Source organism: Maribacter sp. 4G9 (genome assembly GCF_002742265.1).
Taxonomy (GTDB): Bacteria; Bacteroidota; Bacteroidia; order Flavobacteriales; family Flavobacteriaceae; genus Maribacter.
In genome coordinates this window covers 70005-91613 of record NZ_MDGL01000173.1, presented here as the reverse complement: position 1 = coordinate 91613, position 21609 = coordinate 70005, and the positions used below count along the sequence as shown (strand labels likewise).

Here is a 21609-nt window from a genome sequence, read left to right as displayed (position 1 = left end):
GCGCCTTTTTTGTTTCCTTGTTTTTTCCTTTGCCGCAAATATTGAACCCTTACATATGAGTCCTTTATAAATTTTAAATATCTTTAAAAGGATCGTTTGAATTTATACCATGAAAAATACAAGAAGGGAATTTATTTTCTCCATTAGCATGTTGGCGGCAAGCAGTGCGTTCCCGGCACACGCATTTGCCTTTAACAAATCAAAAAAACTCAAAGTTGCCCTTGTAGGTACAGGTATCAGGGGTATTACATTTTGGGGGAAACGTTTGTTGGACGAGTATTCTGACATTTTGGAATTTGTAGGCCTAAGTGATATCAATCCAAGCCGATTGGAATATGGCAAGCAATATATAGGAGCTACCTGCCCTACTTTTGCTTCCTTTGAGGAAATGGTTTCAAAAACAAAACCAGACCTTGTAATCGTAACCACGAAAGATTCAACCCACCATGAATTTATCATCAAAGGTCTAGAAATGGGCTGTGATGTCCTTACTGAAAAGCCCTTGACCATTGACGAGGTAAAATGCCAGCAAATACTCGATGCCGAAAAAGCCTCAAACAAAAACCTAATTGTTGGGTTTAATTATAGATGGAGTCCCTATGCCACGAAAATCAAGGAATTGATTGCAAATAAGACGATTGGAGACTTAGTCTCGGTCGACTTTAATTGGTACCTAAATACCTATCACGGTGCTTCGTATTTTAGAAGATGGCATGGTGAAATGGAGAGTAGTGGATCACTTTGGGTCCATAAGGCCACCCATCATTTTGATTTGCTCAATTGGTGGATCGACTCTGAACCCAATGAAGTCTTTGCCTATGGCGACTTGGAGTTTTACGGAAAAAATGGCCATTTTAGGGGAAAGAACTGTAGAACCTGCGACCATAAAACCGAATGTGCCTTTTATTGGGACATCAACAAGGATGAATTTTCCAAAAAATTATATGCGGACCATGAACACGAGGACGGATACATACGGGACAACTGCCTTTTTAGGGAAGACATCAATATTTACGATAAAATGTCCGCCCAAGTAAAATACACGGACAATACGATACTGAATTATTCCTTGACCACCTATTCCCCGTTTGAGGGATGGCGGGTTGCCTTCAACGGAACCGAAGGCAGAATAGAGGCCTGGTTGGATATTCCGTACTTTGAGAATACATCTATCGAGGAAGCTGAAAAACACGCCAACGAAATGGCACAGAACGGCGAGGAAATCGTTGCGAAGAAATCCATTGTAATTCATAAATTATGGCAAGAGTTTGAAACCGTCCAAGTGGATATGGAAGAAAGCGGTCATGGCGGTGGTGATAAACGCCTTCAAGATAAAATATTCGTTAACCCTAAAGTACCGGACCCCTACGGAAGAACTGCCGGCATAAGGGATGGAGCCATGTCCATACTAATTGGAATAGCGGCGCGGAAGAGTATTCAATCCGGTACCCCTATAAAAATATCCGAATTAACGGATTTAAGGCCACAGATAAGAAGATCATAAGTTTCGCATTATTTTCTTGGAGAAAACAAAATATCTTAGCATTGTGTTAAAAACATACCTAGATTTACAAAGGAAACTTTGTTTACCAATTTTTTAAGTTGATAGTATGCCAGATTCTCATATAGAACAAGAATACCTCAGGGAAAAAACAAAACTAGTTTTAAAGGTAAATTACATTACCAGTATTCTAGCCATGGTATTCGGGCTTGTTTGTCTGTTCTTATTGAATATTAAAGTGATTATTCCACACGTCCTTATTATTTATGGAATTGCCAATCTTGTAAATACGTATCTCTATCGGTCCACAAAAAATATTAGCATTACGTACTACATTTCCTCCTTGTTGGCTTTGGCCAGTGCATTGATAGTGACCCTTTACAGTGGAGGCATCAATAGTTCCTTTATTTTTATGTTGGCCTTGGTAGTCTTTGCTGGGTATGTGAATACACGAAAACACGGAAGGTTTTTTTTGTACTTAACATTTGCCATCATCATTTTTATTTTCTCGCAAAGCTTTCCTGAACTAAGTTTTACGGAGAACCTTGTTCCCATTGAATACAGAAGTATTTTTAGCCTATTTTCCGTGTCGTTTTCCCTCTTTTTATTGGGCAGCATCTTTGGAAAGGATTTATTGAAGTCGCACAACGCCCTCTATAAGTCCAAAAAGGAACTCACACGACAAATGAATGAAAAAGAATTGCTTTTAAAGGAGGTACACCACAGGGTCAAGAACAATCTTCAAACGGTATCCAGTTTGTTGAGCCTTCAGACCCGTAATGTGGAGGAAACCAGAATGAAGAATCTCTTGAAAAGCACGCAGAACCGTGTAATTTCGATGGCCATGGTACATGAAATGCTCTATATGCGAAAAGATATTAGTCAAATCGAATATAAATCTTATGTACAGGAACTTAGCGAATATTTGATCCGATCCATAAAGGGTTTGGACAGTAAAGTGCAACTAAAAATCGATATTCCTGAAATTAAATTGGGAATCGATACGGCCATTCCATTAGGTCTTTTGATAAACGAAGCCGTCACCAACGCACTCAAATATGGTTTTGCCGATGATCAGGAAGGTGAGATCTACATTGCTTTAAAAAAGGAAATCGATAAACACTATGTACTGAACATTGGTGATAATGGCGTAGGTTTTCCCGATACCATAAACTATAAGAATTCAAAATCCTTGGGGCTCAAATTGATTCACAACCTTACCAGACAACTTAAGGGGTCCATACAGAAGGATACAAGCAAAAAAGGGACCAATTATATTATCAAATTTCAGGAAATAAAACAGCAATTGTCACCGGTAGCATAGATTCCACTACCAAATCTGTGTACTTCAAAATATTATTTGAAACAGCATGTTGGGTATCCTGATCTCCCCCAATATTTCCTATATTTAGAAAGCTATTATAACGCAAAGCTTTCACCAACCTAAAACCAGATGAAAAAAGTATTCTTCCCAATTTTCCTATTAGTCCTTTGTATAAACATTTCATTTTCGCAATCCTTGGAGGGTGATGGTCCCTATCCACAGTTAATAATTCGCGGGGTCATGTTGATCAATGGAAATGGGGCACCTCCTCAAGGACCCATTGACATAGTCGTAGAAAACAATATTATAAAGGAAATTCAGGTTGTTGGGTATCCCGGGGTAAAGATTAAAGAATCTGATAGGCCACAATTGAAACCTGGTGGCAAGGAATTGGACTGTACCGGAATGTACCTCATGCCCGGGCTTATAGATATGCACGGACATATAGGTGGAAAAGCCCAAGGTGCAGAACCTGATTATGTATTCAAACTATGGATGGCACATGGAATCACCACGGTACGGGAACCGAGCGGGAGGGGCGTTGACTTCACCATGGACCTTAAGAAAAAAAGCGAAAAGAATGAAATCATTGCCCCGCGTATTATGGCCTATACGGCTTTTGGGCAAACCAGCAAATCATTCAATCCACTCAATGACATTCCTATCTCCACTCCAGAACAAGCAAGGGAATGGGTTAGGGCCAATGCCAAAAAAGGTGCGGACGGCATAAAATTCTTTGGGGCAGAACCAGAGATTATGGAAGCGGCCTTGGACGAAAATAAAAAATTGGGGCTGGGTTCCGCTTGCCATCATGCCCAATTGAGTGTTGCAAGATGGAACGTACTGCACTCTGCGCGTGCCGGTCTAACATCCATGGAACACTGGTACGGACTACCAGAAGCCTTATTCGACAGTAGAACTGTACAGGATTACCCTTTGGACTACAACTACCAAAATGAGCAACATCGCTTTGAAAATGCGGGCAACCTATGGTCACAGGCTGCGGAGCCGTACTCAGAACATTGGAACAGTGTAATGAACGAACTATTGGAACTTGATTTTACCTTGGATCCAACTTTCAATATCTACGAGGCAAGTAGGGATTTACATAAGGCCAGAAGAGCAGAATGGCACGAGGATTATACACTTCCTACCCTCTGGGAGTTTTATCAGCCCAGTAAAATATCGCACGGTTCTTATTGGCACGATTGGGGTACCGAACAGGAAGTGGCCTGGAAGAAAAACTACAAGTTATGGATGACCTTCGTAAACGAATACAAAAACAGGGCTGGTAGGGTCACCACAGGTTCCGATTCCGGTTTTATTTTTCAATTGTACGGTTTCGCCTATATACGAGAATTGGAATTGTTGAGGGAAGCAGGATTCCATCCTTTGGAAATTATCAGGTCCGCTACTTTGAACGGAGCCGAGGCCCTTGGAATGGATGACAAAATAGGCAGTGTGGCCATAGGAAAATTGGCCGACTTCGCCATTGTAGCCGAAAATCCACTTCAGAACTTAAAAGTACTTTACGGAACAGGTGCCATCAAACTTACCGAAGACAATGACGTAGTTCGTGTTGGTGGTGTAAAATATACCATCAAAGATGGGATAATCTATGATTCTAAGGCATTATTGGCCGATGTAAAACGACAAGTGGATGAAGCCAAGGCCAAGGGTAATTATACGATAAAACAACCTGGTATCAAGCAGTAACAGCATTATTGGGACAATCCTAAAGGGCCCGTGTTAACTTTTGCTTTGGTCCACGGGTATTTTAATTGGTTTTAAGTCTCCTTTTGATTTTGGAAAAATAACCAAATAGGTAGCAATCAATAATCCTGCAATAAGTGTGATAGATAGTAACATAGCGTTAAGGTTTAAGTGTATGGCACGCAAAAGTGCCTTTTGTGTTTAGTAGGTCAAATTTTATGCCAATTTAGGGGTATCGTTCTTTGTTGTGAAAAATAGCGCGCTTTTAACCCTGGAATTCTTGTGGCGATATAACCTTGCAATTCCAGTTTGTCCTTCTTTCCCTAAAACATCCATATTATCGGTTTGAACGGTGCTGTCTATTAAGATGACACTTTCTTGAAGTGCGGCTACCTTTACGTTGCCTTTACCATCTTGAGCCAAGGAAATTCCTCCGAAAAAAAGAACCAGGGATAGGGTTAAAATAGCTTTCATAACATTGATTTGGGTTATATAAAGCTAACTTGGCAAGTAAATTAATATCGGTATATCTCGCTGAAATACACCATTTTTCGGCCTTTGGATTTTTGTTGGACAAAGTGTAAAAAAAGCTCGGTAAACGGATTGTTGGTCTGGTTCAGCTTACCGATGAATGAAGCACTTTAACGACCATTTTCTTGGAAAAAAACATTAGCCAGGACTAAATCCAACGAAAAACACTTAGCTATTTTCCTTCCGTAGCACTTGAAGTGGCGGACTTTTTAATACCGAAATATTATTGCTAAGCCCTATCATTAAAACCAGCAACGTAATGCCAGGAAGTACCACTAAAAATGGAATCCAAGACGGTACAAAGGGTGTTTCGAAAATAAAATATGCCAGGAACTGACTCCCGATCAAGGATAACAATACCCCGATACCACTTCCCAAAATACCCAAGTACAGGTATTCCAGTGCCGTGATTTTAAGAATCTGGTTGCTCTTTGCACCAATGGTCCTTAAAAGTACGCTTTCCCGAATCCGTTGGTATTTGCTATTTCGTACAGAACCTATAAGCACAATAATTCCGGTAAGGATGCTGAAGAAAGCCATAAAACTTATCACCCAGGATATTTTGTCCAATATACTTTCTACGAGGGTAATCACCTGCCGTAAGTCCAAAATGGAAACATTGGGAAATTTCTTTACCAATTCTCGCTGTAAGTTGGCCGATGCGGACTTGTCCGGGGCATTGGTGGTCAATACATGAAACTGTGGTGCATTTTCCAAGATACCTGTTGGGAAAACAATGGAAAAATTGAGCTGCATCCTACCCCAGTCCACTTCGCGGATACTCCCTACGACCGTCTCCATCAGCATGCCCTGTACATTAAATAGCAACGTATCGCCTACCACCACTTGGGCATCCCTCGCCACATTGTCCGCCAAGGAAATGGGAACAGGCCCATTTTTTGGCACCTTCATATCAAAACGCCCTGAAACCAATTTTTCGGACCCTATCAATGAATCCCTATAGGTGACCCTAAACTCATGATTGAGTATCCATTTATTGATGCTTGTGGTCGTATCCAAACGAATTTCATTAACGCTACGGTCCTTAATCTGTTCCATACGCATGGTAACGATCGGTATATTATCCAATATGGGCAGCCCTTTTGGGGTTACCGTATTTATAATATCCTGCTTTTGGTTCGTCTGCACGTCGAACATAATGATATTGGGACTCTTTTCATTGGACTCCACAACGGCCTTGGCCAATAAAAAGTCCTTGGTAAAGTACAGGGTGCTGATCAAAAAGGTCCCAATTCCAATGGCCAAGATTAAAACGGCGGTTTGGTTATTGGGCCGAAATAAATTCAATAGGCTTTGCCTTGAGGTAAAACTCCAGGATTTTGGAAAATACTTTTTAACCAATCGCATGAAAAAGATGGAAACTCCTCCCAAGATGGAGAAGGTAACCAAGATACCCACAACAAACCCCAATGCATATTTAAGGTTATCCAAGAGCCACAAAGCGAACAAAAAGACAAACAGTACAATGGCTAAAACGACCCATATCTGGGACTTTCTTGATTTCCCCCCAGAGTTCTCCTGAACCCTCAGAACTTGCAAAGGGGATACGAACCATGTGTTGAGCAAAGGGGAAAGTGCAAATAGAACGGACATCAAAATCCCTAGAATCAAACCAACGGCAATGGCAGTATACGATGTAGAAATTTCGACTTCAAAGGGCAAAAACTCCTGTAATATTATAGGAAAGGTCTGCTGGAGCAATAGCCCAATGACCGTGCCTATGAATCCACCCAACAATCCCATTCCAGAAATTTGCAAGAGATATATCAAAAAAGTCTGTTTTCTAGTGGCCCCCAAACATTTGAGAACGGCCACGGCCTTCAATTTTTCCTTGATATAGATATGAACGGAACTTGCGATTCCCACACAACCCAAAAGCAGGGCAATGAATGCAACCAAGTTTAAAAATCTACCTACATTGTTATATCTTCTTCCCAATCGGTCACTGGTAGAAGTATGGGTATCCAAATCGGCATTTTGTTCATCCAAGATAGGGTCCACTTCCTTATCAAGTTGTTCCAGGTCCGCATCCGGGGATTTAAAATAATAGGCATATTCCAACCGACTTCCCTTTTGCAATAATCCGCTAGGCTCCATATACTCGGAAGGAACGATAATAGGGGGTGCTACCGATGTTCCAATGCCGGTACTTCCAGGTGCGGTTATCAGGGATCCAACTATCGGGAAGGTAATGCTCCCCAATTTTACACTGTCCCCCACTTTTAAATCGAACTGGATCATGGCCGTAGCATCCACCAAGGCACCGCCTTTTTCCTGATACTCAAAGGCCGCGGTGGCCGGTTCCGTTTCCAATTCCCCATAAAAAGGAAAATTCCCTTCCACGCCCCTAACTTGTACCAATTTCGTTTGGCCGTTTTTTACAAAGGCGGCCATGGAAGCAAATTTCACCTCCTTGGCTCCTGCCCCACCCAAAGAGTCCATGATTTGAAGTACACGTTCATTGGCAGGCTCATTACTGTCAATTAGAAAATCGGCCCCCATTAAAGCCTTGGACTGCCCTCCAATATTCTTCTGAAGGTTTTCACTGAAAGATTGAATGGATACAACGGCCGCAATGCCCAGAATAATACTTCCCATAAAAAGGACGAGTCGTCTTCCACTGGCCTTGCCATCACGCCAAGCCATTTTAAGCAACCATTTAAATGGGGTTTTGGTAGATGTTTCTAAACCGTTCAAGCTATGGTTTTGGTTTGATTGGAAATAATTTTACCGCCTTTTAAGCGAATAATTTTTTGGGTTAGCTGGGCTAAATCCAAATCATGGGTGACGATAACCAAGGTCGTTCCCATTTCCTTGTTCAGCTCGAACAAGAGTTGAATGACCTTTTCACCGGTCTCCTCGTCCAGGTTACCCGTGGGCTCGTCTGCAAATAAAATATCAGGGGTTGTTGAAAAAGCCCTCGCCAAGGCGACCCGCTGTTGTTCCCCACCCGATAACTGTGAAGGATAATGATCGTACCTGCTACCCAGACCTACCTTGTCAAGCAAATCCTTGGCCATATTTTGGGCGTTGGGATTACCTTGCAATTCCAAAGGAACACTAACGTTTTCCATAGCTGTCAATGTAGGTAATAATTGAAAATCCTGAAAAATAAACCCTACCTTTTGGTTTCGTAACAACGCCAATTCGTCCTCGTTCAAGTGGCTAAGTTCTACTCCACAGAGTTCAATACTTCCTTCATCTACGTGGTCCAAACCCGCGCATAATCCTAAAAGTGTCGTTTTACCACTTCCCGAGGGGCCAACAATCGAAAAAGTTTCACCTGCTTCAATGTCGAATGAAATATCGTCCAAAACAGTTAAATCCTTGGAACCACTTTTATAGGTTTTCCTTAGATTCCGTACGTTTAATATCTTTGCCATAAATCGTTTGGTACAAGCTAACAAAGTAAACAAATGATTTCTACTTTTAGAAGAAACCATGATGTACAAAGTATTAAAGTTTAGTTATTTTTTGGTCTTTTTAGCCCTATTTGCCTGCGGTGAAGGTAAAAAACAGGACAAAACTTCTGGGGAAGGTAAGGACGAATCCACGGATACCATTGAGCAAGTGGAAACCACCGACGAAAAGGTCATCCTGTTTTTTGGGAATAGTCTTACCGCCGCCTATGGATTGGAAACTGAGCAGGGATTCCCCAATTTGATCCAGCAGCGAATAGACTCCTTGGGGTTGAACTATACCGTAATCAACTCCGGACTGAGCGGAGAAACGACCTCTGGAGGTCTCAATAGGTTGGATTGGGTGTTAAACCAAGATGTGGACATCTTTGTATTGGAACTGGGTGCCAACGATGGCCTTCGGGGTATTCCTTTGGATAAATCCAGGGAAAACCTTCAGAAAATTATCGATGCCGTCCAAGAAAAAAACCCGGAAACTACCATTATTCTTGCCGGTATGCAGATTCCCCCCAATATGGGATTGGAGTATACGGCAGAGTTTAGGGGTATGTATTCAGACCTTGCGGAAGAGAACGATATTTTACTGATTCCCTTTCTATTGGAAGGGGTAGCGGGCGAACCGGAACTAAATCTGGAAGATGGAATACACCCAACGGCGGAAGGCCAAAAAATAGTAGCCGAAAATGTTTGGGATATTCTAGGACCCACAGTCCTGATGGAAAAAACAGAAGGACCATCACGGGATTAGGCCAATTTTTCATCTTGCTCCGCTACACTAAAGGACAGGGCTCTCTTTACCCTTGAATGCTTAAGTACAAAAATACCTGTTACAGCAGGGAGCTTTTCACCCAAATTAGTTTGGTCCATGGGTTCAGTAATGGGCATTGAAATGGTTCTCACTTTCATTTCAGATACCGGTTGCTGAGCTTGGGCAAAAGCGCCCGTGCAGATAACAAGCATAAAAAAAAGAATGGTTTTCATTAGTAGGTAGATTTGGTCTGTATATAACTCACAGATTGCCGATATTAAATTCGGGATTCGATGAAGTGCTCAGTTTCATCGATAAAAATCAAACTTTTCGATGAACTGCTTCGGTTAATAAGTAATTTCCTACATTAATTTATTGATTTCATCGATGCTTTTGTGTATTTCATCGATAAAATGATAATATTCCTACACAAACATGGTCAAATAAATCCTTAAAATGGATTAAGAGTGTTATAAGGACCTTGATAGTATTTACTTTGAAAAGCTGAAGGGGTAGCCCCAAACCTGCCTTTCGGCAGGTAGGGTCACCGAGGGGATAATATGAGTAGGTTATACCATTTTGGGGCTGTTCCTTTTGGTCGCGAAGGAAAGTTCCTTTTTGACTCTAGAGTTCTTGAACCTGTACAAACGGGCCACTTCCCGCTTACTTTCTATTTTTTTTGAGGGAGCCGTTTCGGTAACGATGCCCATCTCTATCGTCTCGACCTTAACGGTCTCGTTCCTGTCCTGTGCGCTGGCCGCGGTCCCTATGAAGAAGATGAAGAAGATGGTCGCTATTGTTTTCATGACTTGCTTTCGTTACACTATTATAACTATCGCAAGCGTATTTCAGGGGGTTCCCATTCGTTGAAAAACAGTGGTTTCTCGTTATCCGGTAATGATCTGGATTAAGTGTAAAATTCGCTCGATGAACGGGTTCCTAGGTAAAAACAGCTTACCGAAAAAAAGGTGTTGTTTGTCGAACAAAACTAATGGATTTTCAGAAGCAAATTGGGATCCGGACAGTTTATATTATAAAAATCCAAGTGCTGCTTGGAACAAACACCGGGATAATCGCCCATGTTCCCTTGTAAATCCTTAATAATTTGAAAGTGTAGATGCGGGGCATAGTTTACGTTAATATCCGGAGTGCCCAAGGTAGCAAGTTCGCTTCCGGCACTAAATTCCATTCCAACGGATAGTCCCTTTAAGGATTCAAGACTCAAATGACCGTAAAGGGTATAAAATATCAAATCATTAAATTGGTGTTCCATAATTATGGTAGGGCCATAATCCCCTATTACATTATTGTTCTTGTAACTATGGATTTTTCCATCCAAAGGAACCATTACCTTGGTTCCGGCAGGGGCCCAATAATCGATTCCTAAATGGATATTCCTTTGCAGGTCACTACTATTGAAACTACCTTTATCGTCGTATAAATTTCTTTGTTCCAGATAGCCCCCATAAGCAACAACACCATCCTCTTCCCTTAAAACAGAATCTATATAGGATTGACAGGCTATCGGGTTGGTAATGTCAAAATCCTTCAAATGGGGATTCTCAACGGATAGATCCAGTGGAACATAACTTGATACAGGAAAGGTGTGCTCCAAAATAGGGATTGTCCCTTCGGAACATGAAAAAAGTAATTGCTCGAAAGTGTTCATCGGATAAAAATAAGTTGAGAATCCATATCCTTAACATATTTTAACCTTTTTTGAGGTAAGTCCTTTGTATTTTTCCTACTAACTGGATAAAACCCATTATAATGAAGAACATACAACTAATTGTTTTAGGCTTTGCCTTTCTGTTAGCTACAAGCTGTCAATCCAAAACCAAACAGCATACGATTTCCGAAAATGCTTCGGAAAAAGAAGCAACTCCTGAAAAAATTGAAAAATTAAGCCGGCAAGACCTAAGCAAATATGAAACAGCCTATTTTGCAAGTGGCTGCTTTTGGTGCGTGGAAGCCATATTTGAAAGTGTTAGAGGGGTACAGGAAGTAATATCTGGCTATGCCGGGGGAACGGAAAAAAATCCAACCTATGAAATGGTGGGCAGTGGACAGAGTTCACATGCAGAGGCCGTGGAAGTATATTATGACCCTAAAGTCATATCCTTTGTGGAATTGGTCCAAGTTTTTTTTGGTTCCCACGATCCCACCACGCTAAACCGCCAAGGTCCAGATCGGGGAACGCAATATCGCTCCATTGCCTTTTATAAAAATGACGAGGAAAAGAAGATTATAGAAAGTTATATCCGGGCATTAAAGGAACAAAATGTTTATAGCGGAGCAACGATTACCACGGAAGTGACCGCCTTTACCAAGTTCTATGAGGCGGAGGACTACCATCAAGATTACGAAAGAAAGAACCCTAATAATTCCTATATTAGAAATGTATCCATTCCTAGGTTGAATAGGTTTAAGGCCAATTTTGGGGAATATTTAAAAGAAGAAGCTCATTAAATCAATACCACAAAAATCATTATCTTCAAGCGTCCAAAATGGACGCTTTTTTTATTTAACCAATTGATAGAGCATGATAAAACACAAATTAAGCCTTACGGCACTTGTCTTAGGAGCACTTCTAATTTTAGCCTGCAAACAAGAACCAGTTGATGACACTCCATGGGTATCCCTTTTTGATGGGGAATCTTTAAACGGATGGACTCAAAAAGGAGGAAAGGCCAATTACACCGTTCGTGATAATAGTATTGTGGGGAGTACCGTACATGACACCCCCAACTCTTTTATGACCACGGACAAAACTTACGGTGATTTTATCATGGAGCTGGATTATAAGGTAGACTCTACCATGAATTCTGGAATTCAGATACGTAGTAACAGTTTTCCACATTATATGGATGGAAGGGTCCATGGCTATCAAATTGAAATAGATCCTTCGGACAGGGCTTGGAGTGCCGGAATATATGACGAGGCCAGACGAGGATGGTTGAACCCTTTGACCGGAAATCCCGAAGCACAAAAAGCATTTAAACAAAATGATTGGAACCATTATAGAATTGAGGCCATTGGGGATACCCTTAAAACATGGATCAATGGAGTTCCTGCCGCTCACCTCATCGATGATAAAACCTCTGAAGGTTTTATTGCGCTACAGGTACACAGTATTGGTGATGACCAAAAGGAAGGCACTGAAATTATTTGGAAGAACATCAAAATCCTTACGGATAGTCTTTCCAAATATTCCAAAAATACCCCAATCGAACCAATAATTACCAAAAACGCCTTAGGCGTTGACGAGGAAAAAAATGGCTGGCAAATGCTATGGGACGGAAAAACCACAGATGGATGGCGAGGTGCCCGTTTGGATGAATTCCCCGATAAGGGCTGGGAAATAGAAAACGGTGTCTTGACCGTTCTTTCCTCCGGGGGTGAAGAATCCGCGGCAGGCGGGGATATCGTTACCAAGGAAACCTATGGTGATTTTGAATTAAAGGTGGACTTTAAACTTACCGAAGGAGCAAATAGTGGCATTAAATATTACGTGGATACTGATATCAACAAAGGTCCGGGCTCCTCCATTGGTCTCGAATACCAAATATTGGACGATGAACGCCATCCCGATGCCAAACTGGGCAAGCATGAAGGCAGTAGAACGGTTTCCTCACTATATGACCTCATCAAGGCCAGTGAGGATAAACCCATCAATCCAATCGGGGAATGGAATACCGCCCACATTATTTCCAAGGATGGACACGTGGAGCATTGGTTGAACGGTATGAAAGTGTTGGAATATGAACGGGGAAGCGATGAATACAAAAAATTGGTATCCGAAAGCAAGTATGTGACATGGCCCAACTTTGGGGAAGCCGAAAAAGGCCACATCCTTCTGCAGGACCACGGAGACAGGGTCTCCTTTAAAAATATCAAGATAAAACCAACCACTAAAGAATAGGCAATGACAACAAGAAGAAATTTTATAAAGAAAACCACAGCAGGAACTGCGGCAGTTACTTTAGGCGGGATGATATTACCTTCCTCTTCCTTTGGCAATATTTTAGGAGCGAACGATAAAATTAACTGTGCCGTCATTGGGGTTCGCAGCAGGGCAAAGGCACACGTGAAGGCCATACATGCAGACCCCAATGCAACTATTCTTTATAGCTGTGATGTGGATGATGTTATTCTGGAAGAACATAATGTGTGGTGCCAAGAGAATATAGGGTATGTTCCTAAAGTGGAAAAAGATTTTAGGAAAATCCTCGAGGACAAAAAGGTCGATGCCGTTTTTATCGCTACCCCAGAACATTGGCACGCGCCCATGGCCATTTTGGCCCTGCAAGCCGGTAAACATGTCTACGTGGAAAAACCTTGTAGCCATAACCCCCACGAAAATGAACTACTAACGGCGGCACAACGCAAATATGGCAAAAAAGTACAAATGGGGAACCAGCAACGCTCGGCCATCACCTCCATTAGTGCCATTAAAGATATTAGGGAAGGCATTATTGGGGATGTGTATAAAGGTGAGGCCTACTACTCCAACAACCGTGGTAGCATAGGTAACGGAAAAGTTATCGAGGTTCCCAAAACGCTGGATTGGGAACTGTGGCAGGGACCCGCTTTACGGGAGAAGTACAAGGACAATGTCCACCCCTATAACTGGCATTGGTTCCGGAATTGGGGAACGGGTGAAATCCACAATAATGGAACCCATGAAATTGATATCTGTAGGTGGGCACTTGGGGTTGACTTACCCAATAGCGTAACCTCCTTCGGTGGTAAATATACTTATGACGATGATTGGGAATTTGTAGACAACCAACAGGTCACCTATACTTTTGACAATGATAAATTTATCACTTGGACAGGGCATAGCCGTGGCATAATGAAACCGGAAAGACCGGGCAGGGGAATTACCATTTATGGAAGCAAAGGCTCCATAATGCTGGACCGTAACTTTTATCAATTGTACGACCTGCAAGGAAATTTATTGAAAGAGGAAAAAGAAGGTGGAGCCAGTGAAACGACCAACACCCGGGGGGAAGGCCAATTGGATGTGAACCATGTCGCCAATTTCTTCAACGCCATACGGCAGGACGAAAGTCTACATTCAGATATTCAGGATGCCAGTATTACGACGATGTTATGCCATTTGGGCAATATGGCCCAAGATGCGGGAGAGACCTTAAAAATCGATACGGCAACAGGCAAGGTATTGAACAATGAAATGGCCATGAAATTCTGGAAAAGGGAGTATACGCAGGGCTGGGAACCTAAATTGTAAAAAGAAGGGAAGGGCAAGGATGTTTATTGGATGGTTACTTCGCTATAATCCGAGGTAATGACAATGGAACGATTGCTATTGTCCGATAGATGATATCCTTTTAAAATTTTGGTGTTTCCATTTTTGGTCTCCTTGAGGTTTAAACTTTTGGGCAAAGCCAATTCAGAGGCTGTTCCCTTTATATAAATAGATGTGGCAGAACTTGGTAGCTTGGAATGAAGTTCTGCGTTCTTTAAGGAAATATCCATTTCTTCAAAACCGTCATCTATAGAAATAATCTTTAGGGGGCCGAAATCATTTTTTATAAAGGCCTTCTTCAATAATCTATGAATGGTGACGTCTGAAGAATTGGCCTGTAGGTTCAAATTTAGCACCTCGCTTAGTTCCACGCCCCTTGAATAATTGGTTTTGAGCTGTCCAAAGTTCCAATTTTGGACACTTACAGGTGAGTAAGAGACTGAAACAATGGTCTCGTTCCCATCAATAGTTGCGGCCCAAAGGCTTGAATGCGACAAGGTCGCATTCAAATTCTTGGTACTTTCGGCCAATTTAACCTCCCCATGCCGCACGTTCATTTTTATCTTGGTGGATTTTGGCATTTTAATCTTGATGGTTTTTTTGATTTTATAGTTCTTGTTTTCCCCATCGGTAGAGAAATAAAATATATTGGGGCCTTCATGTTTCTCCCTAAGCTCCATCATTTCCCGTCTCACTTCTCTTTGGGCCTCCCTTGCTTCTTGCATGGCTTCCTGGCTTTCCATTCTTTTCTCCATCATTTCCTCGCGCCTTTTCTTCATTTCCTCCCTTCTTTTATCCTGCTCCTCTAAACGCTTCTCCATTTCCTTACCCCGTTCCTCCATACGTTTGGCCCATTCCTCCAATCGCTTTTGATGCTTCTCATCAAAACTATTTTTAAATTCCTCCTGCCATTTTTTCATGTACTTTTCACCATCCTTTTGATAGGCCTTGTAGTCAAACTTAAAGCCATCGGTTAACGGTAACGGGGGCAATTCGACGATTTCAGGGAAAGGAGCGATCTCCGGTATTTCCACGACGAACGGGGCAATTTCAGGAAGCTCAATATCCAGATCACCAAATTCGAACTCAAAACTTTGGGGGCCGAAAAGTCCAAAATTATTGGAACCTGAAGTAATCTCGATCCTTGAGCTGTTTCCTAAAATTTTTATGGGGTCATTCTCAAAATACTCCTTGGCTTCCTCTTTTCCTGCTCCCTCAAGATCTACTGTGGCTGTTATTTCAACGGTGCTTTTGTTCCAAGTTTCGAACTCAATATCGGTATAACTGGTATTGATATCCAAAATGGCATCCTTGTCCACATTGAACGTTTCCTGATAAGTCTTACTTTCCTTTTGACCAAAAGCAGCCCATGAAGTAATTAAAAATCCTAAGGCAATGATGAGTTGCTTAGATACTATTTTCTGTGATCTGTTCATTTTTTGATGATTTTAATTGATTTAACTTCTTTTTTAATTTTTGCAATAATTGTAATCTCAACTGCAGGTTTTCTATCAAGGCCGATATGGTCTGATCGTTTGGACCCAGTTCGTTCAGTTCGCCGTTAAGCCTTTCATATTCTGAATTGAGCTCCGCCAGTCGCTCCATAAAACTATCCACAAGCTCTTTGTTGGCCTCGGAAATATCCAATTGTGATAGCTCCATGTTTATATTCGCCACGTAATAATTCTCCACCTTTTTTAAATCTGGGGAAAGGTCGCCAAACGAAAAATTTTTATTTTCCCCATCGGGCTCACCCTTATCGACAATAGTGGCCGGCATATCCGCCTTTGTATCAAATTGCAAATAGGCCATTAGCCCCACCCCCACTAAAAGAATAATGGAAGCGGCAATTTTCCATGTATTACATTTAGATGAACGCGTTTCAGGCAGTGCTTCCCCCAATTTGGACAAAAAGCGATCTTCGTGACCTTGCTTCAATATAAAATTTTGTTCCTCACGTTCCTTGTCGAACATTTTTTTAAGATCCTGTGCCATAACCCTTTATTTTTAAAAACTCCTTTAATTGACCTTTACCACGTAAAAGTCTTGTCCTGCATGCGGTTTCAGATATCTGCAATACCTCGGAAATTTCTTGGTGGTCAAACCCCTCTATCAAATACATCATCACCACATATTTGTATTTATTGGGCAACTGCCCTATGGCCTCCTTGACTTCATCCAAGTCAATATGCCCGTCAACCTTCCAATCATCGTCCTCATCTACCGGTTTCATGTACGTTTCATCCAAGGAGATGGTATGTTCTTTTTTAGACTTCAAAAAATCGATGCATTTGTTCACGACGATCCTCTTCAACCAAGCTCCAAAAGTGACCTCTCCCTTATACTGATGCATCTTCTGAAACGCTTTGATGAACGCTTCCTGCAACACATCTTCAGCATCATCCGCATTTTTTAAAAAACGCATGGCCACACAGTACATCCCATCACAATATTGCCTGTACAATTTTAACTGTGCAGAACGGTCATTGGCCTTACATTTTTCTAAAATGTCAGCTTGAAACATGGGTCGGTTTGATGTTTGTTTTAGTGCTTGTTATTTTAAGGACGAAAGAAAAAAAGGGATGTTGCAAAAAACTGCTATTTTTACGAATCTTTTTTAAATATTTCACTTGAAACAAGTTACGATATCCAATGAATTTATGACCCTGATGGTCCTTGATTATGGTGCCATTATTCAAAAACTACTGGTAAAGGGAAAGGATGGCAACTATACCAACGTTGTGGTAGGTTATAACCACCCAAGTAGATACAGATTGGACGAAAATTGCTTGGGTGCCTGTATTGGAAGGTACGCCGGACGTATTTCCAATGGCAGTTTTGTTTTGGACCGGGAAAAATTTTTATTGTACCATGAGGACGGAGTCCATCTACACGGTGGAAAAGAAGGTTTTCATCAAAAATACTGGAATATTGAGGAAGTGTCCTACGGAGATGACCCTATGGTTAAACTATCCTACCGAAGCAAACATCTGGAGGAAGGGTATCCTGGCAACCTCACAGTGAACGTAACCTATAGATTGGTCAACAACGCCCTTCAAATTATACACGAGGCGATTACCGACCGTAGCACCGTGGTAAATCTGACGAACCATTCCTATTTTAAATTGGACGACAGCCCATTCATTGATGCATATGAACTGCAGCTTAATTGTCCTTACCTACTGGAAACGGATGATAATCTATTGCCTACCGGCAATATCATACCGGTACGAAAAACGAATTATGACTTTCTCTTACCCAAGGAAATAGGAGTTCAAAGGTTGGACACGCCTTTCATTAAGGATATGGGGAATGAAAAAGTAGCGGAGTTACATTCGGCCAAATCAGGTATTACCATGTCCGTGTTTACCAATCAGCCCGCATTGGTGGTCTATACCCCCTTGGACTTTCCAGGAATTTGTTTTGAAACCCAGAATTACCCGGACGCCCCCAACCAACCGGACTTCCCCAACAGTGTTTTAAGACCCGGTGAAACCTATAACAACATTACCATCTTTAAATTTGATTTAGTACCTTAGAACGAACTAAACCCAATGTATCCCATGAAACTATTGAAAAGACTCATAGTAGTACTTTTGGTACTATTTGGTTTGTTTTACTTTGTGGGCCTTCCCTACTTGCGAAAACAAACCAAGAAACATAGTCCCGAAAAGACCAGTACCTATGTTCTTCAAGGCGCGGAACTCGAAGTCCATTACTCAAGTCCGTCGAAAAAAGGAAGGGAGATTTTTGGGCAATTGGTACCCTATGACAAAGTGTGGCGAACGGGAGCCAATGAACCCACTACTTTTACAACTTCAGATGCGATCAAAATAATCGATAAGCCCCTACCTGCAGGAACCTATTCCCTTTGGACCATCCCCAATAAAGAAAGTTGGAAGGTAATTTTCAATAAGGAAGTTCCGGATTGGGGGGTCAGTTTATTTGGAGGTGGCACCCAAACAACCCGGGAAGCCAGTGAGGACTTGATCACTGTAGAGGTGCCATCAAGGAACGTTCAGGAACCTATTGAAAACTTTTCTATCGATTTTATCAATGAAGACCAACTATACCTAAGCCTATCCTGGGACAAAACAATTATAAACGTCCCCATTAACAAATAAAGAACCCATAAACCCAAAGTCATAGGAGCATTGGAAAACAGCCTTGATACGACCCCCGGTGCGGACTTCATAGATATCTTGTTCCAAAAAGTTCTCGAAAACGATAGAACCGCCCTGGCAAAGGCCATAACCCTCATTGAAAGTACCAAGAAAGAACATCAATCCTTGGCGGATAAACTACTGGAAAAGTGCCTTGGGAATCAAAAAGAATCGGTTCGAATTGGTATTACGGGCGTACCCGGTGTAGGGAAAAGTACCTTTATTGAAAATTTTGGAAATTTCTTGCTAAAGAGGGGCAATAAGGTTGCGGTCCTCACGGTAGATCCCTCGAGCAATGAAACCAAAGGGAGTATTTTGGGAGATAAGGTACGCATGGAAACCCTGTCGAAGGAAAAAAATGCCTTCATACGTCCTTCCCCAACCAGCGGCTCATTGGGAGGAGTTGCGAGAAAAACAAGGGAAACCATCATACTCGTGGAAGCAGCAGGCTACAATATCATTTTGATAGAAACCGTTGGGGTTGGGCAGAACGAAACGACGGTACGGGATATGACCGACTTCTTCCTTTTGTTAAAATTGCCGGGCGCAGGCGATGAGCTCCAGGGAATCAAAAGGGGGGTCATGGAAATGGCCGATGCCATTGCCATCAATAAGGCCGATGGACTGAACATACAAACCGCCGAAACCGCCAAATTGGAATTCAGCAGGGCCCTACACCTATTTTCGGCCAAGGAAAACGGATGGATTCCGCAGGTAATGACCTGTTCCGCATTGGAGAACACAGGTTTGGAACCTATATGGTCCTGTATTGAAAAATTTGTGGAACACACCAAGGAAAATGGTCATTTTAGCAATACGAGGAAACTACAGAGCAAAAAGTGGCTCCGGCAGCATTTGAACCACATCCTGCTACAAGATTTTTATGGTAATCCAAACCTTTCCAAAGCACTATCCCTTTTGGAGGAACAGGTTATGAAAAACGAAATTACCCCCTTTACAGCTGCGGAAAGTTTACTAAGGGACTACAGAAAAACCTATTGAAAAAATCCTTTTTATCATTATTGGGATAAAAACTTAACTTTGCCACATAATCCTAAAGCAGCTTAATGGATATTGTTACTCCTTCCCTACTCTCCGTTGTAGTGCCTCTTTACAATGAGGAAGAAAATGTTGTTTTATTGACCCAAAAAATCCATGAGAGCCTTAACGGTTATGATTATCAGATTATCTATGTTGACGATTTTTCTACGGACAACACAAAAAGAGTTGTAAAGGGAATGGAGGACACTAAGGTCCATCTGATCGAACTAAAGAAAAACTACGGTCAGAGTTTGGCCTTGGCCGCCGGTATAGACTATGCAGAAGGAGAATATATAATCACCATGGATGGGGATTTGCAGAACGACCCAAGTGACATTCCACAAATGCTTTCCTTTGCGCTAGACGGCGAATATGACTTGGTTACTGGTATTCGACAGAAACGAAAGGATTCCCTGGTAAAGAAAATTCCTTCCAAAATTGCCAATTACCTGGTGAGAAGGGTAACCAAATTGGATATTAAGGACAACGGTTGCGCCCTAAAGGTCTTTACCAAGGATATTGCAAAGGATTTGAATCTATATGGTGAAATGCATCGGTTTATAACCCTATTGGCACATTTGGAAGGCGCTCAGATCAAACAGGTACCTGTAAAACATCACGCGCGTCATTCCGGGGTTTCCAAGTACGGCCTGGAACGGGTTTTCAAAGTGGTGGCCGACATGATGTTATTGTTGTTCATTCGGAAATATTTTCAAAGACCCATTCACCTATTCGGTATTTTCGGATTTCTTTTGATCATCCTAGGTGTCCTGATAAATATTTACTTATTGATCGTAAAGTTTGGATTGGGAGAGGACATTGGGAACAGGCCTTTATTGACTTTTGGAATGATGTTTATTTTGGGCGGTATTCAATTGTTTACCATAGGCATCGTGATGGAATTGTTGATACGCACCTATTACGAGTCGCAACAAAAAAGACCGTACCGAATCAAAAAAGTGAGCATAGGTGGCCAATCCGCGTAAGACCCTTATCACCGCTCTTAAGTTGTTGATAAGCGTTGCGCTTGTTTACTTCATATTTACCAAAATCGATTTCGCGGAAGTGGTGGACACGTTGAAAAAAGGCAATCCGCTGTATTTAACTGCTGCGATACTTTTGTTTTTAATGTCCAAAGTAATCGCCTCCTTTCGGCTAAACGCCTATTTCCACAAGCTTGGAATCCCCCTATCCCAAAAAAGTAATTTAAAACTTTATTTACTGGGGATGTTCTACAATCTTTTCCTTCCCGGCGGGATTGGAGGCGATGCCTACAAGGGCTACTTAATCAAAAAAACTTTCGAGGTGCCCACTAAACGCGTTGTTAGTGTTTTGGTGCTGGACAGACTCAGTGGCCTGCTGTTGCTTTTTGTTTATGCCTGTTTTCTTCTGTTGGCATTGAAAAACCAGGTTCTGGAACCTTATTGGTGGGTGTTTTTGATTTTAATACCACTGTCTGTTGGTGTTTTCTATTATTTGAACAAGAAATTCTTCAATTATGTACTACCTATTTTTTGGAAGTCCATAGGATATTCCGCTATGGTACAATTTGCCCAGCTGTTCTGTGTGCTCTGTATCATGAGGGCACTTTCCATAGAAACAAATATCATTGCCTATCTCGTAATATTTCTGGTTTCTTCGATTGTATCCGTTGTTCCTTTGACCATTGGAGGTTTGGGTAGTAGGGAAGTTACCTTTTTCTATGGTGCCGCTTTTCTGAACTTAGAAGAAAGTACCTCCGTGGGGATTAGTGTTGTTTTCTTTTTGATTACTGCGTTGGTGTCGCTCACAGGAATATTTTTTCATTTTAGGAAGATAAAATTGGAAACTACCGCTATACCGGAGTAAAAAATAATTTAGAAACCTCGAACTTTTT

21 protein-coding genes are annotated in these 21609 nt (G+C 41.7%); 12 read left to right on the top strand and 9 right to left on the bottom strand.

The features are described 5' to 3' along the window. Positions 1-109: 109 nt before the first annotated feature. The 3 genes from BFP75_RS18000 (at position 110) to BFP75_RS17990 (ending at position 4541) form a co-directional block, all read left to right on the top strand. The gene (locus tag BFP75_RS18000) at positions 110-1504 is read left to right on the top strand and encodes a Gfo/Idh/MocA family oxidoreductase (protein WP_099546731.1); all 1395 of its coding nucleotides are present in this window, start codon (positions 110-112) and stop codon (positions 1502-1504) included. A 106-nt stretch (positions 1505-1610) separates the two neighbouring features. Next, a complete protein-coding gene (locus BFP75_RS17995) occupies positions 1611-2825 on the top strand; it encodes a sensor histidine kinase (RefSeq protein WP_099546730.1) in 1215 nt (404 codons plus the stop codon). 129 nt (positions 2826-2954) lie between these two features. Further along, entirely contained in the window at positions 2955-4541 is a 1587-nt protein-coding gene (locus tag BFP75_RS17990; RefSeq protein ID WP_099546729.1) for an amidohydrolase family protein, read from the top strand. Between the two features lie 213 nt (positions 4542-4754). Here BFP75_RS17990 and BFP75_RS17985 read toward each other — a convergent pair whose 3' ends face one another. The 3 genes from BFP75_RS17985 to BFP75_RS17975 form a co-directional block, all read right to left on the bottom strand. Next, the gene (locus BFP75_RS17985) at positions 4755-5012 is read right to left on the bottom strand and encodes a hypothetical protein (RefSeq protein ID WP_099546728.1); all 258 of its coding nucleotides are present in this window, start codon (positions 5010-5012) and stop codon (positions 4755-4757) included. Between the two features lie 225 nt (positions 5013-5237). Beyond that, positions 5238-7736 carry an ABC transporter permease gene (locus BFP75_RS17980; RefSeq protein ID WP_099546748.1) on the bottom strand — a complete coding sequence of 833 codons (2499 nt, stop codon included), beginning with the start codon at positions 7734-7736 and terminating at the stop codon, positions 5238-5240. 47 nt (positions 7737-7783) lie between these two features. After that, complete coding sequence (locus BFP75_RS17975) at positions 7784-8473, bottom strand: ABC transporter ATP-binding protein (protein ID WP_099546747.1); 690 nt, start codon at positions 8471-8473, stop codon at positions 7784-7786. Positions 8474-8534: 61 nt separating this feature from the next. On the opposite strand from BFP75_RS17975, the gene BFP75_RS17970 reads away from it, so the two are divergent. Further along, positions 8535-9257, top strand: a complete 723-nt coding sequence (locus BFP75_RS17970; RefSeq protein ID WP_099546727.1) for an arylesterase — start codon at positions 8535-8537, stop codon at positions 9255-9257. Here the strand turns inward: BFP75_RS17970 and BFP75_RS17965 are convergent. The 3 genes from BFP75_RS17965 to BFP75_RS17955 form a co-directional block, all read right to left on the bottom strand. After that, complete coding sequence (locus tag BFP75_RS17965; RefSeq protein ID WP_099546726.1) at positions 9254-9490, bottom strand: hypothetical protein; 237 nt, start codon at positions 9488-9490, stop codon at positions 9254-9256. The two genes, BFP75_RS17970 and BFP75_RS17965, sit on opposite strands and share 4 nt — an antisense overlap. Before the next feature lie 336 nt (positions 9491-9826). Next, the gene (locus BFP75_RS17960; RefSeq protein ID WP_099546725.1) at positions 9827-10063 is read right to left on the bottom strand and encodes a hypothetical protein; all 237 of its coding nucleotides are present in this window, start codon (positions 10061-10063) and stop codon (positions 9827-9829) included. A 182-nt stretch (positions 10064-10245) separates the two neighbouring features. Further along, complete coding sequence (locus BFP75_RS17955) at positions 10246-10926, bottom strand: peptidoglycan DD-metalloendopeptidase family protein (RefSeq protein WP_099546724.1); 681 nt, start codon at positions 10924-10926, stop codon at positions 10246-10248. Between the two features lie 101 nt (positions 10927-11027). Here BFP75_RS17955 and msrA point away from each other — a divergent pair, with 101 nt between their 5' ends. The 3 genes from msrA to BFP75_RS17940 all read left to right on the top strand — a co-directional run bounded on the left by msrA (position 11028) and on the right by BFP75_RS17940 (position 14511). Continuing rightward, positions 11028-11726: a peptide-methionine (S)-S-oxide reductase MsrA gene (msrA, locus tag BFP75_RS17950; RefSeq protein ID WP_099546723.1), complete on the top strand. Its 699-nt coding sequence runs from the start codon at positions 11028-11030 to the stop codon at positions 11724-11726. Positions 11727-11799: 73 nt separating this feature from the next. After that, positions 11800-13179, top strand: coding sequence for a DUF1080 domain-containing protein (locus tag BFP75_RS17945; protein WP_099546722.1), 1380 nt, complete (start codon positions 11800-11802; stop codon positions 13177-13179). Between the two features lie 3 nt (positions 13180-13182). Next, positions 13183-14511, top strand: a complete 1329-nt coding sequence (locus tag BFP75_RS17940) for a Gfo/Idh/MocA family oxidoreductase (protein WP_099546721.1) — start codon at positions 13183-13185, stop codon at positions 14509-14511. A 23-nt stretch (positions 14512-14534) separates the two neighbouring features. On the opposite strand, the gene BFP75_RS17935 is transcribed toward BFP75_RS17940, so the two are convergent. Genes BFP75_RS17935 through BFP75_RS17925 form a run of 3 tightly spaced genes read right to left on the bottom strand, consistent with a single transcriptional unit; the run spans position 14535 to position 17053 of the window. After that, positions 14535-15965: a hypothetical protein gene (locus tag BFP75_RS17935; protein WP_099546720.1), complete on the bottom strand. Its 1431-nt coding sequence runs from the start codon at positions 15963-15965 to the stop codon at positions 14535-14537. Further along, positions 15937-16524 carry a hypothetical protein gene (locus tag BFP75_RS17930; RefSeq protein ID WP_099546719.1) on the bottom strand — a complete coding sequence of 196 codons (588 nt, stop codon included), beginning with the start codon at positions 16522-16524 and terminating at the stop codon, positions 15937-15939. Before BFP75_RS17930 ends, BFP75_RS17935 begins: the two co-directional genes overlap by 29 nt. Beyond that, a complete protein-coding gene (locus BFP75_RS17925; RefSeq protein WP_099546718.1) occupies positions 16508-17053 on the bottom strand; it encodes an RNA polymerase sigma factor in 546 nt (181 codons plus the stop codon). The genes BFP75_RS17930 and BFP75_RS17925 overlap by 17 nt, the downstream gene beginning before the upstream one ends. A 106-nt stretch (positions 17054-17159) precedes the next feature. Between BFP75_RS17925 and BFP75_RS17920 the strand changes: the two genes are divergently transcribed. From BFP75_RS17920 to BFP75_RS17900, 5 genes are all read left to right on the top strand, one after another. Further along, positions 17160-18068: an aldose epimerase family protein gene (locus BFP75_RS17920; protein ID WP_099546717.1), complete on the top strand. Its 909-nt coding sequence runs from the start codon at positions 17160-17162 to the stop codon at positions 18066-18068. Between the two features lie 24 nt (positions 18069-18092). Next, a complete protein-coding gene (locus BFP75_RS17915; protein WP_099546746.1) occupies positions 18093-18653 on the top strand; it encodes a DUF2911 domain-containing protein in 561 nt (186 codons plus the stop codon). A 30-nt stretch (positions 18654-18683) separates the two neighbouring features. After that, the gene (meaB, locus tag BFP75_RS17910; RefSeq protein WP_240531825.1) at positions 18684-19694 is read left to right on the top strand and encodes a methylmalonyl Co-A mutase-associated GTPase MeaB; all 1011 of its coding nucleotides are present in this window, start codon (positions 18684-18686) and stop codon (positions 19692-19694) included. A gap of 65 nt (positions 19695-19759) precedes the next feature. Then, a complete protein-coding gene (locus BFP75_RS17905) occupies positions 19760-20719 on the top strand; it encodes a glycosyltransferase family 2 protein (RefSeq protein WP_099546715.1) in 960 nt (319 codons plus the stop codon). Next, on the top strand, positions 20703-21581 hold the full coding sequence (locus tag BFP75_RS17900) for a lysylphosphatidylglycerol synthase transmembrane domain-containing protein (protein ID WP_099546714.1): 879 nt from the start codon (positions 20703-20705) through the stop codon (positions 21579-21581). Before BFP75_RS17905 ends, BFP75_RS17900 begins: the two co-directional genes overlap by 17 nt. Positions 21582-21609: the final 28 nt, after the last annotated feature.

Excerpts from the sequence above, each read along its gene's own strand:
- BFP75_RS17925 (WP_099546718.1), bottom strand. The coding sequence starts at position 17,053 with ATGTTTCAAGCTGACATTTTAGAAAAATGTAAGGCCAATGACCGTTCT.
- BFP75_RS17945 (WP_099546722.1), top strand. The coding sequence starts at position 11,800 with ATGATAAAACACAAATTAAGCCTTACGGCACTTGTCTTAGGAGCACTT.
- BFP75_RS17930 (WP_099546719.1), bottom strand. The coding sequence starts at position 16,524 with ATGGCACAGGATCTTAAAAAAATGTTCGACAAGGAACGTGAGGAACAA.
- BFP75_RS17955 (WP_099546724.1), bottom strand. The coding sequence starts at position 10,926 with ATGAACACTTTCGAGCAATTACTTTTTTCATGTTCCGAAGGGACAATC.
- BFP75_RS18000 (WP_099546731.1), top strand. The coding sequence starts at position 110 with ATGAAAAATACAAGAAGGGAATTTATTTTCTCCATTAGCATGTTGGCG.
- BFP75_RS17970 (WP_099546727.1), top strand. The coding sequence starts at position 8,535 with ATGTACAAAGTATTAAAGTTTAGTTATTTTTTGGTCTTTTTAGCCCTA.
- BFP75_RS17985 (WP_099546728.1), bottom strand. The coding sequence starts at position 5,012 with ATGAAAGCTATTTTAACCCTATCCCTGGTTCTTTTTTTCGGAGGAATT.
- BFP75_RS17995 (WP_099546730.1), top strand. The coding sequence starts at position 1,611 with ATGCCAGATTCTCATATAGAACAAGAATACCTCAGGGAAAAAACAAAA.
- BFP75_RS17905 (WP_099546715.1), top strand. The coding sequence starts at position 19,760 with ATGGATATTGTTACTCCTTCCCTACTCTCCGTTGTAGTGCCTCTTTAC.
- BFP75_RS17915 (WP_099546746.1), top strand. The coding sequence starts at position 18,093 with ATGAAACTATTGAAAAGACTCATAGTAGTACTTTTGGTACTATTTGGT.
- BFP75_RS17940 (WP_099546721.1), top strand. The coding sequence starts at position 13,183 with ATGACAACAAGAAGAAATTTTATAAAGAAAACCACAGCAGGAACTGCG.
- BFP75_RS17965 (WP_099546726.1), bottom strand. The coding sequence starts at position 9,490 with ATGAAAACCATTCTTTTTTTTATGCTTGTTATCTGCACGGGCGCTTTT.
- BFP75_RS17990 (WP_099546729.1), top strand. The coding sequence starts at position 2,955 with ATGAAAAAAGTATTCTTCCCAATTTTCCTATTAGTCCTTTGTATAAAC.
- BFP75_RS17975 (WP_099546747.1), bottom strand. The coding sequence starts at position 8,473 with ATGGCAAAGATATTAAACGTACGGAATCTAAGGAAAACCTATAAAAGT.
- BFP75_RS17980 (WP_099546748.1), bottom strand. The coding sequence starts at position 7,736 with ATGGCTTGGCGTGATGGCAAGGCCAGTGGAAGACGACTCGTCCTTTTT.
- BFP75_RS17935 (WP_099546720.1), bottom strand. The coding sequence starts at position 15,965 with ATGAACAGATCACAGAAAATAGTATCTAAGCAACTCATCATTGCCTTA.
- BFP75_RS17960 (WP_099546725.1), bottom strand. The coding sequence starts at position 10,063 with ATGAAAACAATAGCGACCATCTTCTTCATCTTCTTCATAGGGACCGCG.
- msrA (WP_099546723.1), top strand. The coding sequence starts at position 11,028 with ATGAAGAACATACAACTAATTGTTTTAGGCTTTGCCTTTCTGTTAGCT.